This is a genomic window from Nocardioides mesophilus (assembly GCF_014395785.1).
Classification (GTDB): Bacteria; Actinomycetota; Actinomycetes; order Propionibacteriales; family Nocardioidaceae; genus Nocardioides_B; species Nocardioides_B mesophilus.
The window spans coordinates 3,646,678-3,661,958 of the sequence record NZ_CP060713.1 but is presented as its reverse complement, the minus strand read 5'-3'; the positions used below and the strand labels follow the sequence as shown (position 1 = coordinate 3,661,958).

17 protein-coding genes are annotated in these 15,281 nt (G+C 71.9%); 9 read left to right on the top strand and 8 right to left on the bottom strand.

From position 1 onward, the window contains the following. Window positions 1–12: 12 nt before the first annotated feature. From hflX to miaA, 4 genes are all read right to left on the bottom strand, one after another. Window positions 13–1,530 (bottom strand): GTPase HflX, encoded by a 1,518-nt coding sequence (hflX, locus tag H9L09_RS17560; RefSeq protein ID WP_187578113.1) that lies wholly within the window; start codon window positions 1,528–1,530, stop codon window positions 13–15. A gap of 46 nt (window positions 1,531–1,576) precedes the next feature. Continuing rightward, a complete protein-coding gene (gene dapF / locus H9L09_RS17555; protein WP_187578112.1) occupies window positions 1,577–2,422 on the bottom strand; it encodes a diaminopimelate epimerase in 846 nt (281 codons plus the stop codon). Between the two features lie 257 nt (window positions 2,423–2,679). Next, window positions 2,680–4,545: a gamma-glutamyltransferase gene (ggt, locus tag H9L09_RS17550; RefSeq protein ID WP_187578111.1), complete on the bottom strand. Its 1,866-nt coding sequence runs from the start codon at window positions 4,543–4,545 to the stop codon at window positions 2,680–2,682. A 46-nt stretch (window positions 4,546–4,591) separates the two neighbouring features. Beyond that, window positions 4,592–5,527, bottom strand: a complete 936-nt coding sequence (miaA, locus tag H9L09_RS17545; protein ID WP_187578110.1) for a tRNA (adenosine(37)-N6)-dimethylallyltransferase MiaA — start codon at window positions 5,525–5,527, stop codon at window positions 4,592–4,594. 37 nt (window positions 5,528–5,564) lie between these two features. Between miaA and H9L09_RS17540 the strand changes: the two genes are divergently transcribed. From H9L09_RS17540 to H9L09_RS17525, 4 genes are read left to right on the top strand one after another with little or no spacing between them, the layout of a single operon-like run. Then, window positions 5,565–5,768 (top strand): antitoxin, encoded by a 204-nt coding sequence (locus tag H9L09_RS17540; protein ID WP_187578109.1) that lies wholly within the window; start codon window positions 5,565–5,567, stop codon window positions 5,766–5,768. Between the two features lie 59 nt (window positions 5,769–5,827). After that, entirely contained in the window at window positions 5,828–6,115 is a 288-nt protein-coding gene (locus H9L09_RS17535; RefSeq protein ID WP_187578108.1) for a hypothetical protein, read from the top strand. A gap of 10 nt (window positions 6,116–6,125) precedes the next feature. Beyond that, window positions 6,126–6,566: a hypothetical protein gene (locus H9L09_RS17530; protein ID WP_187578107.1), complete on the top strand. Its 441-nt coding sequence runs from the start codon at window positions 6,126–6,128 to the stop codon at window positions 6,564–6,566. A gap of 10 nt (window positions 6,567–6,576) precedes the next feature. After that, the gene (locus tag H9L09_RS17525; RefSeq protein ID WP_187578106.1) at window positions 6,577–7,047 is read left to right on the top strand and encodes an NUDIX hydrolase; all 471 of its coding nucleotides are present in this window, start codon (window positions 6,577–6,579) and stop codon (window positions 7,045–7,047) included. On the opposite strand, the gene miaB is transcribed toward H9L09_RS17525, so the two are convergent. Then, window positions 7,044–8,570 (bottom strand): tRNA (N6-isopentenyl adenosine(37)-C2)-methylthiotransferase MiaB, encoded by a 1,527-nt coding sequence (miaB, locus tag H9L09_RS17520; RefSeq protein WP_187578105.1) that lies wholly within the window; start codon window positions 8,568–8,570, stop codon window positions 7,044–7,046. The genes H9L09_RS17525 and miaB overlap by 4 nt on opposite strands. Window positions 8,571–8,651: 81 nt before the next feature. Between miaB and H9L09_RS17515 the strand changes: the two genes are divergently transcribed. Next, window positions 8,652–9,773, top strand: coding sequence for a glycerate kinase (locus H9L09_RS17515; protein ID WP_187578104.1), 1,122 nt, complete (start codon window positions 8,652–8,654; stop codon window positions 9,771–9,773). Window positions 9,774–9,787: 14 nt separating this feature from the next. On the opposite strand, the gene H9L09_RS17510 is transcribed toward H9L09_RS17515, so the two are convergent. Both H9L09_RS17510 and H9L09_RS17505 read right to left on the bottom strand, forming a co-directional pair. Next, window positions 9,788–10,435 carry a hypothetical protein gene (locus H9L09_RS17510; protein WP_187578103.1) on the bottom strand — a complete coding sequence of 216 codons (648 nt, stop codon included), beginning with the start codon at window positions 10,433–10,435 and terminating at the stop codon, window positions 9,788–9,790. 75 nt (window positions 10,436–10,510) lie between these two features. Next, window positions 10,511–11,359, bottom strand: coding sequence for a hypothetical protein (locus tag H9L09_RS17505; RefSeq protein WP_187578102.1), 849 nt, complete (start codon window positions 11,357–11,359; stop codon window positions 10,511–10,513). 154 nt (window positions 11,360–11,513) lie between these two features. Between H9L09_RS17505 and H9L09_RS17500 the strand changes: the two genes are divergently transcribed. From H9L09_RS17500 to H9L09_RS17485, 4 genes are all read left to right on the top strand, one after another. Beyond that, on the top strand, window positions 11,514–12,266 hold the full coding sequence (locus tag H9L09_RS17500) for an amino acid ABC transporter ATP-binding protein (RefSeq protein WP_187578101.1): 753 nt from the start codon (window positions 11,514–11,516) through the stop codon (window positions 12,264–12,266). Window positions 12,267–12,335: 69 nt separating this feature from the next. Further along, the gene (locus tag H9L09_RS17495) at window positions 12,336–13,214 is read left to right on the top strand and encodes a glutamate ABC transporter substrate-binding protein (RefSeq protein ID WP_187578100.1); all 879 of its coding nucleotides are present in this window, start codon (window positions 12,336–12,338) and stop codon (window positions 13,212–13,214) included. 73 nt (window positions 13,215–13,287) lie between these two features. Beyond that, the gene (locus H9L09_RS17490; RefSeq protein WP_187578099.1) at window positions 13,288–13,968 is read left to right on the top strand and encodes an amino acid ABC transporter permease; all 681 of its coding nucleotides are present in this window, start codon (window positions 13,288–13,290) and stop codon (window positions 13,966–13,968) included. Then, a complete protein-coding gene (locus tag H9L09_RS17485) occupies window positions 13,965–14,807 on the top strand; it encodes an amino acid ABC transporter permease (protein ID WP_187578098.1) in 843 nt (280 codons plus the stop codon). Before H9L09_RS17490 ends, H9L09_RS17485 begins: the two co-directional genes overlap by 4 nt. Window position 14,808: 1 nt before the next feature. Here H9L09_RS17485 and H9L09_RS17480 read toward each other — a convergent pair whose 3' ends face one another. Beyond that, window positions 14,809–15,276 (bottom strand): hotdog fold domain-containing protein, encoded by a 468-nt coding sequence (locus tag H9L09_RS17480; RefSeq protein WP_187578097.1) that lies wholly within the window; start codon window positions 15,274–15,276, stop codon window positions 14,809–14,811. Window positions 15,277–15,281 lie beyond the last annotated feature (5 nt).

Genomic DNA, 15,281 nt, shown 5'->3' with positions numbered 1-15,281 from the left:
CCCGACGGACGGTCAGGCCGGCGCGGTGAGGTAGGGCGCGAGCTCGCCGGCGAGGTCCTCGTGGACGCGGCCGCGGACGACCGTGCCCTCGCCGGTGTGCTCGAGGTGCTCGATCTCACCGGCGGTGTGGATCCGGTTGAGCAGGTCACCCCGCTCGTAGGGCACCAGCGCCTCGAACGGCATCCCGGGACGCGGCAGCTCGGACTCGATGGTGGCCAGCGCGGCGGCGATGCCCTCACCGGTCCGCGCGGAGACGACCACCGAGTGCGGCTCACGCTGGCGCAGCCGGGCCAGCACCATCGGGTCGGCGGCGTCGGCCTTGTTGATCACCACGAGCTCGGGGACCCGGTCGGCGCCGATCTCGGCGAACACCTCGCGCACGGCGGCCAGCTGGCCCTCCGGGTCGGGGTGGGAGCCGTCCACGACGTGCAGGATCAGGTCCGAGTCGGCGACCTCCTCCAGCGTCGAGCGGAACGCCTCGACCAGCTGGTGCGGCAGGTGCCGGACGAACCCGACGGTGTCGGACATGGTGTAGATCCGCCCGTCGGAGGTGGTGGTCCGCCGGGTGGTCGGGTCCAGCGTCGCGAACAGCGAGTCCTCGACCAGCACGCCCGCGTCGGTGAGCCGGTTCAGCAGCGAGGACTTGCCGGCGTTGGTGTAGCCGGCGATCGCCACCGAGGGGATCTGGTGCCGCTTGCGCTCGGAGCGCTTGGTGTCGCGGGTGGTGCGCATGTGCTTGAGCTCGTTGCGCAGCTTGGCGATCTTGGTGTTGATCCGGCGCCGGTCGGTCTCGATCTTCGTCTCACCGGGACCGCGGCCACCGATGCCGCCGCCCTGCGAGCCGACCCGGCCACCGGCCTGCCGGGACAGGTTGCCACCCCAGCCGCGCAGGCGCTGCTTCATGTAGCTCAGCTGCGCCAGCTCCACCTGGGCCTGGCCCTCGCGGGACTTCGCGTGCTGGGCGAAGATGTCGAGGATCAGCGCGGTCCGGTCGACGACCTTGACCTTGACCCGGTCCTCGAGGTTCCTCAGCTGGGAGGGCGCGAGCTCGCCGTCGCAGATGACGGTGTCGGCGCCGGTGGCCTGCACGATCTCGTGCAGCCCCTCGACCTTGCCGCGACCGATGAAGGTGGCCGGGTCCGGCTTCTGCCGGCGCTGGTAGAGCGCGTCGAGCACCTGGGAGCCGGCGGTCTCGGCGAGCAGCGCGAGCTCGGCCATGGAGTTCTCGGCGTCCTCGACCGAGCCCTCGGTCCAGACGCCGACCAGCACGACCCGCTCCAGGCGGAGCTGGCGGTACTCGACCTCGCTGATGTCCTCGAGCTCGGTGGACAGCCCGGCGACCCGGCGCAGCGCGTGCCGCGCGGCGAGGTCGACGTCGCCCGCGCTCTCCTCGGGGTCGTCGCCGTCGAGGTCGGCGTAGCCGGACTCGAAGCCGTCGTCGGTGTCCTCGTCGTCCCAGCCCTCGGTGTCGGAGAGCTCGGCGTCGAGGTCGAACGGGGTGGTGGGGTCGTTCGTGTGTGCGTTCGTCATATGTCCGTTCAGGATGGCACGCGACCGATCATTGTCGCGAAGGAATTTAGATCCAGGTTCCCTCGGCGACGATCACCGCGGGGCCGGTGAGCACTACCCGGTCCTCGTCGGTCCAGGTCACTTCCAGTGTTCCTCCCAGAACGTCCACGGCGTACGGCGTATTCCGGTCGGCCCCGTCGGCCAGGGCGCTCGCCACCATCGCCGCGCAGGCGCCGGTGCCGCAGGACCGGGTCTCGCCGGAGCCGCGCTCGTGGACCCGCATCGCGACGTGCCCCGCCCCCCGGCGCACCACGAACTCGACGTTGACCCCCTCGGGGTAGTCGGCCGGGTCGTGGCCGGGCGGCTCGAGCAGCGCGCCGGCGTCGTCGAGGGAGTCGACGAACGCCACCGCGTGCGGGTTGCCCATCGACACGTGCAGCGCCGGCCAGGACCGCTCCCCCACGGCCACCTTGGTCTCGCCGAGCACCTGCGGCCGGCCCATGTCGACGCTCACCGCCCCGTCGGGGTCGCCGTCCTGGAACGTCACGACCAGCACCCCGGTGCGGGTGCCGATCGGCAGCGGCTGCCCCGGGTCGGCGCCCTCGTGCGCGACGAGGTAGCGCGCGAACACGCGGAGGCCGTTGCCGCACATCTCCGAGGTGGAGCCGTCGGCGTTGCGGTAGTCCATGAACCACTCGGCCCGCCCGCGCGCCGCGACGCTGGCCGGGTCGTCGTACGACGCCGTCCGCACCACCCGGAGCACGCCGTCGGCCCCGAGGCCGGCGTGCCGGTCGCACAGCCGGGCCACGAGGCCGGGGGCGAGGTCGCCGTGCACGGAGCCGTCCGGGTCCGGGAGCACGACGAAGTCGTTCTCGGTGCCGTGCCCCTTGAGGAACCGGAAGCCGTGGGTCATCGGCCCAGTCTAGGCGCGGCAGGCGTGGCTGCCGGGAACTGTCGGAGCCCTGTGTGAGCGTGGAGCCATGAACAGCTCAGAGATCCTCATGCAGCGAGGCACCGAAGGGCTCTGCCCCGACTGCGCGGAGGTGCGCATCCTGGTGCCCGCCGACGACGCCGGGGCAGCGGCTTCGAGTTCTGCTGCACGTCCTGCGACGCCGCCGTCGTGCTGCTCGACGGCATCGCAGGACGTGCCCTGCTCAGTCGGCTGGCGGGTTAGCCGACCGGCGCCTCGGAGACCACCAGCGCGGAGCCGCCGCCGCGACGGGTGGGCTCGCTGACCGCGGTGAGCAGGCCGTCGGGGCCGAACTCCACCGCCGTGGCCGCCCCGATCTCGGCGGCGCTGGTGAACGAGTCGCCGGACTTCTTCAGCACCCAGCCGTACGGCGCGAGCGCGCCGGCGTACTCGGCGATGAACTCCGGCTCCGCGGTGACCGACGTGGTGTTGCGCTGGCTGGCCCGCGGCTCGGCGAGCGCGGCCTCGATGTTCATCCCCCGGTCGATCCGGTTGAAGAGCATCTGGGTGACCGTGGTGATGATCGTCGAGCCGCCCGGGGAGCCGAGCGCCAGGAACGGCTTGCCGTCCTCGAGCACGATGGTCGGCGACATCGACGAGCGCGGCCGCTTGCCGCCCTCGATCCGGTTCGGGTCCTCGGCGTTCCACACCGCGGAGAAGTCGGTGAGCTCGTTGTTCAGCAGGAACCCGCGGTCCTCCACCAGCATCCCGGAGCCGCCGGTCTGCTCGATGGTGAGGGTGTACTCCACCACGTTGCCCCACTTGTCGGTGACGGTGAGGTTGGTGGTCTCGACGTTCTCGGTGTCCTTCTGCGCGGCGGCGGACCGGGCGGTGGCGCCCGCGCAGACCCCGTCGTAGCTGCCGACGTCCTGGGCCGGCAGCGTGCCCGTGGTCGCGTGGTCGGGGTCGATCTCGCAGGCCCGCTCCGCGGCGAAGGTGTCGGAGAGCAGGTCCTCGAGCGGTACGTCGACGTACGCCGGGTCACCGACGTAGGCGCCCCGGTCCGCGAAGGCCAGCGCGGTCGACCACAGGTAGTGGTGCAGCTGCGCGCCGACGTCCATGGTGGAGGTGTCGAACTGCTCGAGGATGTTCAGCGCCTCGCCGACCGTGGAGCCGCCGGAGGAGACCGGCGCCATCCCGTAGACGTCGTAGCCGCGGTAGTCCGAGTGCGTCGGGTCCTGGAAGATCGCGTCGTACTTCTTCAGGTCCCGGACCTTCATGTAGCCCGGCATCACCGGCAGCGTGGTGTCCGGGCTCTTCGGCGGGTGCTGCACCGCGTGCACGATCTCGGTGGCGAGCCGGCCGCGGTAGAACGCCTTCATGCCCTTGCGGGAGAGCAGCCGGTAGGTGTCGGCCAGGTCCGGGTTGCGGAACACCGAGCCGACCGCCGGCGCCTCGCCGCCCGGCAGGAACAGCTCCGGGGTCGTGGTGTAGGCCTCGAAGCGCTTCGCGTTGTCGGCGGTCTGGTCGTGGAAGGTCTGGTCGACGATGAAGCCGCGGTCCGCCAGCCGCGTCGCGGGGGCGAGCGCCTCGGCGAGGTCGTAGCTGCCCCACGCCTCCAGCGCGTCCTCCCAGGTCGCCGGCGACCCGGGGACCCCGACGGAGACGCCGCTGGTGACCAGCTCCGGGGTGAACCGGTAGGGCTGGCCGGTCGCGGGGTCGATGAAGGCGTCGTGCGGCATGTCTCGCGGCGCCTCCTCGCGACCGTCGAGGGTGTGCACCTCGCCGGTCTTCGCGTCGTAGTAGACGAAGAAGCCGCCGCCGCCGAGGCCGGCGCTGTAGGGCTCGGTGACGCCGAGCGCCGCGGCGGTGGCGACCGCCGCGTCCACGGCGTTGCCGCCGGCCTTGAGCACCTCGATGCCGATCTTCGAGGCCTCCGGGTCGACCGAGGTGACCGCGCCGCCGTAGCCGACGCTGGTGGGGGTCTTGGTGGGGTAGTACTTCTCGCCGGCCACGGCGGAGTCGACCGCCCCGGCGGCGAGTCCCGCTCCGGCGACCGACAGCGCGGTCAGCGCGGCGAGGGCCGCGGCCGGTCGGCGGTGGGGACGACGATGGTGGTGCCTCATGGGTTCCTCCCGAGAAAGATGCTGGCGCCCCACCTTGTCCCTTTGGTCAGGGAACGCGCAAGAGCGCCGCCGGCACCCGGCCCGGGTCGTCCCAGTCCACCCAGGCGATCCGGGGGTCGCGCCGGTTCCACGACTCCTGCCGGCGGGCGAAGCGCCGGGTGCCGGTGATCGTCGCCTCGAGAGCCTCCTCCTCGGAGATCGCGCCGTCGAGGTGGCTGAGCACCTGCTGGTAGCCGAGCGCCCGCGAGGCCGTCCGGCCCTCCCGCAGACCGAGCGCCACGAGCCGGCGTACCTCCTCCACGAGGCCCGCCTGCCACATCTGCCGGACCCGCCGCTCGATCCGCTCGTCGAGGGCCGGCCGCGGGATCGCGACGCCGACCTGCACGACCCGGTCGTAGTGGTAGCTCAGCGACGGCAGCGTCGCGCTGAACGGCCGGCCGGTGATCTCGATGACCTCCAGCGCCCGGACCACCCGGCGGCCGTTGGTGGCGATCACCTGCTCGCCGGCGACGGGGTCGAGACCGGCCAGCCTCCGGTGCAGGACCTCGGGGCCGACCGCGGCCAGCTCCTCCTCCAGGCGCCGCCGTACGTCGGGGTCGGTGCCGGGGAACTCGAAGCGGTCCAGGACCGCCCGGGTGTAGAGCGCGGAGCCGCCGACCAGCACGGGGGTCACGCCCCGGCTGCGGCAGTCGTCGATCACCTCCCGCGCCCAGCCCTGGAACTGCGCGACCGTCGCCGGCTCGGTCACGTCGAGCACGTCGAGCAGGTGGTGCCGGATCCCGCGGCGCTCCGCCACCGGCAGCTTGGCGGTGCCGATGTCCATGCCGCGGTAGACCTGCATGGAGTCGGTGTTGACGATCTCGCCGCCGAGCGCCTCGGCGAGCGCGAGCGACAGGTCGGTCTTGCCCGCCGCGGTCGGACCGACGACCGCCACGACCGGCGGCGCGTCCGGGGCCGGAGGCCTTGCGTCGTCACCGATCATGGAGGCGAGTCTTTCAAACCGCGAGAGGACCGACGACATGGGTTTCCTGGACAAGGCCAAGGCACAGCTGACCAAGGCAGTCGACCAGCACGGCGACAAGATCGCCGAGGGCATCGACAAGGCGGCCTCAGCGGTCGACAAGCAGACCGGCGGGAAGCACACCGACAAGATCGCCAAGGGTCGTCAGGGCGCGAAGGACGCCCTGGAGAAGCTCGACGGGAAGAACGACGACCTGCGCTGAGCCGTCCGAGGGGCGGTCCGGGCACGTTTCCCGGTGCCGGGGCCGGGTACGGCGTTGGCATGGCATCCGACCAGCAGGTGAAAGGTGGGCCGGCCAACCACGCCGCCCACACCGACCTCGATGCGCCCACGCCGCCCGGCGGCCCGCTGCGGCAGGACCGGCCGGACGCCAATGTGTTCGCTACCGGGTCGGTCGACCCGGCCCCGCCGGGCCCGGACCCGGACATCCACCCGAGCGGCACCCCGGACGGGCCCTCGACGATCCCCGACCCGCAGCCCGAGTCGGTCCAGTCCGAGAACGCCGGGACGTCGATGGACCAGCCGTCCGACGGCTCCGGCAGCGAGTGAGGAGAGACCGATGACGAACCGCACCTCCGCTGGCGGCGAGGCCGACGAGCTCGGCCGGGCCGGCAACCCCAGCGCCGAGAGCCCCGAGCACCTTGCCGGCGACCTCGGGATCAGCAGCGAGCGACAGGGCCCGTTCGAGGGCATCGACGGGACCGGCACCGCCGGGACCGCCATCGGGCACACCGACGGCACCCTGGAGACCCACCCGGAGGTCACCAGCTCGTCGCAGCCGGGCGAGACCCACCCGCAGGACCCCGCCGAGGGTCCCGACGACGAGCCCGGCCAGAACGGCGACGCTCCCCGCGTGCATCCCCAGGACCCGGCCGAGGGACCGGACGACGACCGCGCCGCCGAGCAGTCGCGGGTCTGGGGCACCGCCGAGGAGAACGCCGCGGACGTGCCCGGCCAGCGGCTCGACCCGGAGCGGAACCCGGGCCACTCGCACGGCTAGCCTCGCGGGCATGAGCCCGTCGCAGCCCCGCTTCGCTGTCGTCCCCGCCGCCTACGTCGTGTTCCTTCGCGGCTCGGGCGGCGACCGGGAGGTGCTGCTGCAGCTGCGCCGCGGCACCGGCTACATGGACGAGCACTGGGCCTGTGCGGCGGCCGGCCACGTCGAGCCCGGCGAGTCGGTCTTCGCCGCCGCCGGCCGGGAGGCCGGCGAGGAGGTCGGCGTCAGCGACGTCGAGCTCGCCCCGCTGTGCGCGATGCAGCGCAGCAACGGCACCGGCCTCGCCGTCGACGAGCGGGTGGACTACTTCTTCACCGCCACCTCGTGGAGCGGCGAGCCGCGGATCGTCGAGCCCGAGAAGTGCGCGGACCTGCGGTGGTTCGCGCTGGCGGCCCTGCCCGACCCGGTGGTCCCCCACGAGCACGCCGTGCTCGCCGCCCTGGCCTCCGGTCAGGTGCCGCCGGTGATCAGCTTCGGCTTCTAGCCGACCGCGCAGCCCGACGCCTCCGGCAGGGGCGCGGGCACGCCGAGACCCGGCAGCCCGAGGGAGACGGCCGCGCCGGTGGTCGGGGCCGCGGTCCGGGCCTCCCAGGCATCGCCGGAGCGGGTCCGCCGGACCGAGCGCACCGGGGCGTCCGAGACCAGGTGGTGCGGCGCGCCGTACGTCACCTCGACCTCGACCACGTCCCCGGGGCGTACGTCGACCACCCCGCCCGCCGCGTCGACCGCGGTGAAGTGCACCAGCCGGTTGTCGCGGGCGCGGCCGCTGAGCCGGTGGGTCTGCTCGTCCTTGCGGCCCTCCCCCTCGGCGACCATCAGCTCGACGACCCGGCCCTCGAGGCGGCGGTTCTCCTGCCAGGCGATGTCGTTGACCAGCGCGACCAGCCGCTCGTAGCGCTCCTGGACCACCGCCTTGGGCACCTGCTCCTCGAGCACCGCGGCCGGGGTGCCGGGACGCTTGGAGTACTGGAACGTGAACGCGCCGGAGAAGCGCGCCTGCTCGACCACCTTCATCGTCTCGAGGAAGTCCGCCTCGGTCTCCCCCGGGAAGCCGACGATGATGTCGGTGGTGATCGCGGCGTCCGGGATCGCGGCCCGGACCCGGTCGATGATCCCGAGGAACTTCTCCTGCCGGTAGGAGCGGCGCATGTCCTTGAGCACCTTGTCCGAGCCGGACTGCAGCGGCATGTGCAGGCTGTGCATCACGTTGGGGGTCTCGGCCATCGCCGCGATCACGTCGTCGGTGAAGTCCTTGGGGTGCGGGCTGGTGAACCGGACCCGCTCCAGCCCGTCGATGTCCCCGCAGGCGCGCAGCAGCTTGCCGAAAGCCAGCCGGTCGCCGAACTCCACGCCGTAGGAGTTGACGTTCTGCCCCAGCAGCGTCACCTCACTGACGCCCTCGTCGACCAGCGCCCGGACCTCGGCGAGCACGTCGCCGGGGCGCCGGTCCTTCTCCTTGCCGCGCAGCGCGGGCACGATGCAGAACGTGCAGGTGTTGTTGCAGCCCACCGAGATCGACACCCATGCGGCGTACGCCGACTCGCGCTTGGTCGGCAGCGTGGACGGGAAGACCTCCAGGGACTCGAGGATCTCGACCTGCGCCTCCTCGGCCACCCGCGCGCGCTCCAGCAGCACCGGCAGCGAGCCGATGTTGTGGGTGCCGAAGACCACGTCGACCCAGGGCGCCTTCCGGGTGATCTCGCCGCGGTCCTTCTGCGCCAGGCAGCCGCCCACCGCGATCTGCATGCCCGGGTGCTTGGCCTTGACCGACGCCAGGTGGCCGAGGTTGCCGTAGAGCTTGTTGTCGGCGTTCTCGCGCACCGCGCAGGTGTTGAACACCACGACGTCGGCCACCTCGGCACCGCCGGTGCTGTCGGCACCTGCGGCCGGCACGTAGCCGGCGTCCTCGAGCAGGCCGGTGAGCCGCTCGGAGTCGTGCACGTTCATCTGGCACCCGTAGGTGCGGACCTGGTAGGTGCGGGGCATGGTCTCAGGCGTGGCAGTCATGACCGGTCAAGGGTACGGCGGCGCGCGGGCCGCCCGGTACACGACCGGTGCACGACCGGGAACGGTGCTTGGATGGCCGGCATGACACGCGTGCTGGTGGCTCCGGACAAGTTCAAGGGCTCGCTCACGGGCCTGCAGGTGGCCGAGGCGCTCGCCCGGGGGCTGCGGCGGCGCCGCCCCGACCTGGAGTTGGAGACCCTGCCGGTGGCCGACGGCGGCGACGGCACCCTGGACGCCGCGGTGGCGGCCGGCTTCGAGCCGGTGGAGGTGACGGTCAGCGGCCCCACCGACGAGCCGGTGCGCACCAGGTTCGCCCGGCACGGGGACACCGCGGTCGTCGAGATGGCCGACGCTTGCGGCCTGTCCCGGCTGCCCGGCGGCCGGTTCGCCCCGCGGACGGCGACCAGCCGTGGGCTCGGCGAGGTGATCGCCGCCGCGCTGGACGCCGGATGCCGCAGCGTGGTGGTCGGCATCGGCGGCAGCGCCAGCACCGACGGCGGGGCGGGGATGCTGGCGGCACTCGGCGCCCGGCTGCTCGACGAGCACGGCGGCCCGCTGCCGGACGGCGGCGAGCCGCTGGCGGGGCTGGTCACGCTCGACCTCGACGGGCTGCACCCCGGGCTGCGCGACAGCGAGATCGTGGTCGCCTGCGACGTCGACAACCCGCTGACCGGCGAGCACGGTGCGGCCGCGGTCTACGGCCCGCAGAAGGGCGCTTCCGACGACGACGTACCGCTGCTCGACGCGGCGCTCGGGCACTGGGCCGACGTGGTGGCCGCCGCGACCGGGCAGGACCGGCGCGACGTCGCCGGAGCCGGGGCCGCCGGCGGCGTCGGTTTCGGCATGGTGGCGGTGCTCGGGGCGGGTTTGCGGCCCGGGATCGACCTGCTGCTCGACCTCCTCGAGTTCCCGGAGCGGGTCCGGGGAGCCGACCTGGTGGTCACCGGCGAGGGCTCGCTCGACGCGCAGAGCCTGCGCGGCAAGGCGCCGGTGGGCGTGGCCGCGGCGGCCCGGCACGCCGGCGCCCGGGTGGTCGCGGTCTGTGGACGCAACACCCTTGACGACGACGCGTTGCGCGGGGTGGGGATCGCCGCGGCCTACGCCCTGACCGACCTCGAGCCCGACCCGCAGACCTGCATGCGCGAGGCCGCGTCGCTGCTCGAGCGCGTCGGCGAGACCCTCGCCGAGGAGCAGCTGGGATAGCCGCCCGACCGGGGTCAGCCCTTGTCGGGGTCGGCCGCCTGGTTGAGCGTCTTCATCTCGGCCGCCAGCGCCTTGGCCTCCGCCGGGTCGAGCAACGGCTCGGTGAGGTGCTCAGGAGCCTCCTCGTCGCCCTCGAGCGCGGCGGCCTCCTCGGCCGCGATCTCCTCGACCTCGGCCCGCTGCAGCCCGGCGTCGCCGTGCTCCTCGTCGCGGGAGGCGCCGCGCGGCTCGTGGGCCATGCCGGCCCCGCCGCCGCCGAGGTCCGCCTCTTCCGCCGCGAGGGTCTGCCCGACGACGTCGATGGGCGGCTCCGCCGGCGGCGCCGGCTCCGCGAACACGGTGTCCGGACCGGCGGGATGACGGTGACCGTCGTCGACATGGCCGCGGGGAGCGCTGGTCTCCTCCTCCTCGGCGACCGTGTCCTCGACGACCACGAGGGTCTCGTCCACCCAGCCGACGATCAGGTCGCCCTCGGCATGGCCGACGCGGGAGGACACCGCCCGAGTGGTGGCACGCAGGGCCGCGCCGGTCAGGCCGACCGCGGTGCCAGCCAGCCCCACGGCCGCCGATCCGGCGGTCTCGACCGCCGCGACCGGGAGCCCGGCGATGTTCTTCACGAGGCGGAACGGGTGCAGGGGGTTCAGTGCGTCCAGTGCGTTCATGTGGGTCTCCTCATCGCCAGCCAGGGGCCGGGAGTGCTGTCGTGCTGTTCACAGGCCTCGCTCGCGTCGCGCGGGTCAGCGCGGCGGCAGCTTGTCGCCCGGCAGGTCCTTCACCGACGTGCTGACCGGCTTCCGGGCCGCCGTGGTGGCGGGCGAGGTCTTCTTGGCGGGCGCCTTCTTCGCGGGGGTCTTGGCGGGCGCCTTCTTGGTCGCAGCCTGCGCGACGTCGGCAGGAGAGGCTTGGTGGGCCGCCTCCAGGTCCTCGGCCGTGGGCTCGATGAACGTCTCCGCGGCCGGCTCGGCGGCCGCAGGGGCCGCCTGGGCGGTCTTCTTGACCGGAGCCTTCTTCGCCGGGGGTGCAGCTGCGGCCTTCGTGGCCGGGGCCTTCTTCGCAGGTGCCTTCTTGGCCGGGGCCTTCTTCGCGGGTGCCTTCTTCACGGGGGCGTGGTCCAGGTCCGCCGGAGACGCCAGGTGCGCGGCCTCGAGGTCCTCCCGGTCCGGCTCGACGATCGTCAGCGGCTCGACGGTCGCGTCCGGCTCGGCGACGTCGGGGCTGGGGCCCGCACCTGTGGCAGCCTTCTTGGCCGGCGCGACCTTCTTGGCCGGCGCCTTCTCGGCGGCGGGGGCCGCCTTCTTCGCGGGGAACGGCTCCCGCGAGACCGGTGCCAGCGGGTCGCCCTGGGGCCGGGCCGGCTCGTCCAGCCGGCGGGCGGCCGGTGCAGCCGGGCTCGACTCGGCCGGCGTACGGCGGCCCCGCCCGGTCACCTGGGAGACGACGCCCTCGGCCACGGACAGACCCAGCGACGCGGTGCCCTTGGCCTGGTCCACCACCTTGGCGGCGGTGTCCAGGGGATGGGTGAGGGCACTGACCGCGGTGTCCTTCAGCTTGCCGATCGGAGCGGTCAGGGGGTTCTTGCGGGGCATGCGGCGCCTTCCTCGGTGGCCTGGTGAAGCCGTACTTCGGATTGAAGCACAGGGCCCCATACCCACCCCGGCGGTCCCGGAGTCATGTAACAGATAGACCACGAGCGCCCCTCGGAATAGTCAGGAAGGGTCATCAACCGCTAGTTTCCCCGGCATGACTGGTTCTCCGGGCACGCCTCTCGTCGTCCTCGACCACGTCGACAAGTGGTTCGGCGACCTGCACGTCCTCCAGGACATCAACCTCAGCATCGCCCGCGGCGAGGTGGTGGTGGTGATCGGCCCGTCCGGGTCCGGCAAGTCCACCCTGTGCCGCACGATCAACCGGCTCGAGACCATCGACAAGGGCACCATCACCCTCGACGGCGAGCCGCTCCCCGCAGAGGGCAAGGCACTGGCCTCGCACCGCGCCGAGGTCGGCATGGTGTTCCAGTCCTTCAACCTCTTCGCGCACAAGACGATCCTGGAGAACGTCACCCTCGGCCCGACCAAGGTCCGAGGGATGGACAAGGGCGAAGCGGACACCAAGGCCCGTGCGCTGCTCGAGCGGGTCGGGGTCGCGAACCAGGCCGACAAGTACCCCGCCCAGCTCTCCGGCGGCCAGCAGCAGCGGGTCGCGATCGCCCGCGCGCTGGCCATGGAGCCCAAGGTGATGCTCTTCGACGAGCCGACCTCCGCGCTCGACCCGGAGATGATCAAGGAGGTCCTCGACGTCATGGTCGACCTCGCCGAGGGCGGCATGACGATGGTCGTGGTGACCCACGAGATGGGCTTCGCCCGTACGGCGGCCAACCGGGTCGTCTTCATGGCCGAGGGCCAGATCGTCGAGGAGAACACCCCGGAGGCGTTCTTCACCGACCCGCAGTCGAGCCGCGCGCAGGACTTCCTCGGCAAGATCCTCAAGCACTGACCACACCCGACCTGGCCCGGGGGGACTCCTCTGGATGGGCCAGGGACAGCACGGACAGAAGGAGACAACATGCGTTTCAAGCGCACCAAGGCAGCCTTCGCGGCTGCAGGACTCGCCCTCACCCTCGCCGCCTGCGGCGGTGACGGCGGCGGCAGCACCGACGTGAAGGTGGCCGACAACCCGGAGTTCGACTCGGGGACCACGATGGCCAAGCTCAGCGACGCCGGCAAGATCACCATCGGCGTGAAGTTCGACCAGCCGGGCATCGGCTTCCTGGCACCGGGGGCGGACGCCCCGGAGGGCTTCGACGTGGAGATGGGCCGGATCATCGCCGCCCAGCTCGGCATCGACGACAGCAACATCGAGTGGAAGGAGACGGTCTCCGACAACCGGGAGCCCTACATCAAGGACGGCACCGTCGACCTGGTGCTCGCCTCCTACTCGATCACCGACGAGCGCCGTCAGGTCGTCGGCCAGGCCGGCCCGTACTACGTGACCGGCCAGCAGCTGCTGGTGCGCGAGGAGGACAAGGACTCCATCACCACCCCCGAGGACGCCAAGGGCAAGAAGGTCTGCTCGGTCACCGGCTCCACCTCGCTGCAGCGGATGGTCGACGAGTACGGCGCCGACCCGGTGCCGTTCGCGACGTACTCCGAGTGCGTCGACCAGCTCGAGAACGGCACCGTCGACGCGGTGACCACCGACGGTGCGATCCTGCTCGGCTACGCCGCGGAGGACCCCGACAAGCTCGAGGTCGTCGGTGAGCCGTTCTCCGAGGAGAAGTACGGTATCGGCTTCAAGAAGGGCGACGAGGCGATGTGCACCTTCCTCCAGGACGCCATCAAGAAGTCGTTCGACGACGGCACCTGGGCCAAGGCCTTCGAGTCCACCCTGGGCGAGTCGGGCGTCGAGACCCCCGAGCCGCCGACCGTCGACTCCACCTGCTGACGCCACGTCCGCAGCCGCGGGCGGGACCCCCGGGTCCCGCTCGCGCCAGGAACCTAGATGAGGCGCTGACTCCATGGACACATTGATCGACAACCTCGATCAGATCCTCCGAGGCTTCTCCAACACGCTGTGGCTGTTGCTGTTCTCGGGAATCTTCTCGACGATCCTCGGCACGCTGCTGGCCAGCTTCCGGGTCTCGCCGGTCGCCTCGCTGCAGGCGATCGGAACGTGGTACGTCAACACGTTCCGCAACACGCCCTTGGTGCTGATCCTGGCCCTGGCGATCTACGTGATCCCGGTGCTCGGCTTCAACAGCCTCGGCTTCAGCATCGGGTTCCGCCAGTTCGACACCTTCTTCATCGTGGCCACCCTGGGCCTGTCGAGCTACACCGCGGCCTTCGTCTGCGAGGCGGTGCGCTCGGGCGTGAACTCGGTGCCTGCGGGCCAGGCCGAGGCCGCCCGCTCGGTCGGCATGAGCTTCACCCAGTCGTTGCGCCTCGTGGTGCTCCCCCAGGCGTTCCGCACCGTGATCCCGCCGCTGGCGAGCACCTATATCGCGCTCGCGAAGAACACCAGCGTGGTGGCCATCTTCGGGGTGCCGGAGGCGGCCTACGTGATGCGCAAGCTCAGCAACCAGTACTCCTCCGACCTGTGGGCGATCTTCCTCGGGATCGCGCTGGGCTACATCCTCATCGTCGCGGTGATCTCCACCGCGGCAACGTTCCTCGAGCGGCGACTGGCGGTGGCCCGATGAGCACCGTCCTGTTCGACACCCCGGGCCCCAAGGCCCAGGCGCGTCACCGCATCATGACCGTGATCGCCGCGGTGCTCGCCGTGCTGCTGCTCGCCTGGGTGCTGTGGAAGCTCTACGAGGAAGGCGAGTTCCAGGCCTCCGTCTGGGAGGACATGAGCCAGCCGAACATCTGGGAGGCCTACTGGAAGGGTCTCCTCGCGACCTTGAAGGCCGCCGCGTCCGCGATCGTCCTCTCGGTGGTTTTCGGCGCCGTCCTGGCCATCGCCCGGCTCTCGGATCGGGCCTGGGTCCGGTTCCCGGCGCGGGTCGTCGTGGAGTTCTTCCGCGCGGTGCCGCTGCTGCTGCAGATCATGTTCGTCTACTTCGGGCTCGGCCTGGGGCTCTACTGGAGCCTGGTCCTCGCTCTGACGCTCTACAACGGCTCGGTGCTCGCCGAGGTGTTCCGTGCCGGCATGCTGGCGGTGCCACAGGGCCAGTCCGAGGCGGCGTACGCGATCGGCATGCGCAAGAACCAGGTGATGCGGCTGGTGCTGATGCCGCAGAGCATCACGATCATGCTGCCGGCCATCGTCAGCCAGTGCGTGATCGTCCTGAAGGACACCGCGCTGGGCCAGATCGTGTCCTACCGGGAGCTGGTCGTGGAGTCCCAGGGCATCGCCGGGTTCATCCACCACACGTTCGTGCCGCTGGCGGTCGCCGCCGCCATCTTCATCACGATCAACTACTCGCTGTCCCGGTTGGCGATCTACCTCGAGGCCCGGATGGCCCGTCGCGGTCAGTCGTCGGGTCAGAAGGTCGACCTGGGCACGATCAACGCCGCTCAGAACGCCGGGGTCTGACTCACCGGGCCGGCTTGTCGGTCACCCAGAGCCGGATGACGCCCTCGACGACCACGGTGCCGTCCTCGCGCAGCGCGCGAACCCGCACCGGAACGTCGGGGTCGTCGCCGAGCCACCGCTCGGGGTCGGTCTCGGCGATGCAGGTGATGTCGCTGGTCGCCTTGGCGGTGTAGGCCACCTCCATGCCCTTGGGGATCCACCGTCTCTGCGCCGGCACGCTCGCCTCCGCCAAGGCCCCCATCGCGGCCTCGAGCCCGTTGCAGATCGCGATCACGTGCACCGTCTTGAGATGGTTGTGCACCCGCCGGCGCTTGCGGATCACCAGCTCCGCGTGGTTCGGGCGCAGCTCGGTGAACCGGGGCCGGATCGTGGCGAAGTACGGCGCCTTCCGGCCGAAGAGGAAGGAGAAGGCGCGGCGCCCCTGGGGCAGCCCGGAGAGACGGTCGTAGAGGCGCAGCACGGTCGGCATGACCA

Coding starts and splice junctions, on each gene's coding strand:
- H9L09_RS17515 (WP_187578104.1), top strand. CDS start 8,652: ATGACACGCGTGCTGGTGGCTCCGGACAAGTTCAAGGGCTCGCTCACG.
- miaA (WP_187578110.1), bottom strand. CDS start 5,527: ATGATCGGTGACGACGCAAGGCCTCCGGCCCCGGACGCGCCGCCGGTC.
- H9L09_RS17510 (WP_187578103.1), bottom strand. CDS start 10,435: ATGAACGCACTGGACGCACTGAACCCCCTGCACCCGTTCCGCCTCGTG.
- H9L09_RS17495 (WP_187578100.1), top strand. CDS start 12,336: ATGCGTTTCAAGCGCACCAAGGCAGCCTTCGCGGCTGCAGGACTCGCC.
- H9L09_RS17490 (WP_187578099.1), top strand. CDS start 13,288: ATGGACACATTGATCGACAACCTCGATCAGATCCTCCGAGGCTTCTCC.
- H9L09_RS17505 (WP_187578102.1), bottom strand. CDS start 11,359: ATGCCCCGCAAGAACCCCCTGACCGCTCCGATCGGCAAGCTGAAGGAC.
- H9L09_RS17500 (WP_187578101.1), top strand. CDS start 11,514: ATGACTGGTTCTCCGGGCACGCCTCTCGTCGTCCTCGACCACGTCGAC.
- H9L09_RS17480 (WP_187578097.1), bottom strand. CDS start 15,276: ATGCCGACCGTGCTGCGCCTCTACGACCGTCTCTCCGGGCTGCCCCAG.
- H9L09_RS17525 (WP_187578106.1), top strand. CDS start 6,577: ATGAGCCCGTCGCAGCCCCGCTTCGCTGTCGTCCCCGCCGCCTACGTC.
- ggt (WP_187578111.1), bottom strand. CDS start 4,545: ATGAGGCACCACCATCGTCGTCCCCACCGCCGACCGGCCGCGGCCCTC.
- H9L09_RS17530 (WP_187578107.1), top strand. CDS start 6,126: ATGACGAACCGCACCTCCGCTGGCGGCGAGGCCGACGAGCTCGGCCGG.
- hflX (WP_187578113.1), bottom strand. CDS start 1,530: ATGACGAACGCACACACGAACGACCCCACCACCCCGTTCGACCTCGAC.
- H9L09_RS17535 (WP_187578108.1), top strand. CDS start 5,828: ATGGCATCCGACCAGCAGGTGAAAGGTGGGCCGGCCAACCACGCCGCC.
- dapF (WP_187578112.1), bottom strand. CDS start 2,422: ATGACCCACGGCTTCCGGTTCCTCAAGGGGCACGGCACCGAGAACGAC.
- H9L09_RS17540 (WP_187578109.1), top strand. CDS start 5,565: ATGGGTTTCCTGGACAAGGCCAAGGCACAGCTGACCAAGGCAGTCGAC.
- miaB (WP_187578105.1), bottom strand. CDS start 8,570: ATGACTGCCACGCCTGAGACCATGCCCCGCACCTACCAGGTCCGCACC.
- H9L09_RS17485 (WP_187578098.1), top strand. CDS start 13,965: ATGAGCACCGTCCTGTTCGACACCCCGGGCCCCAAGGCCCAGGCGCGT.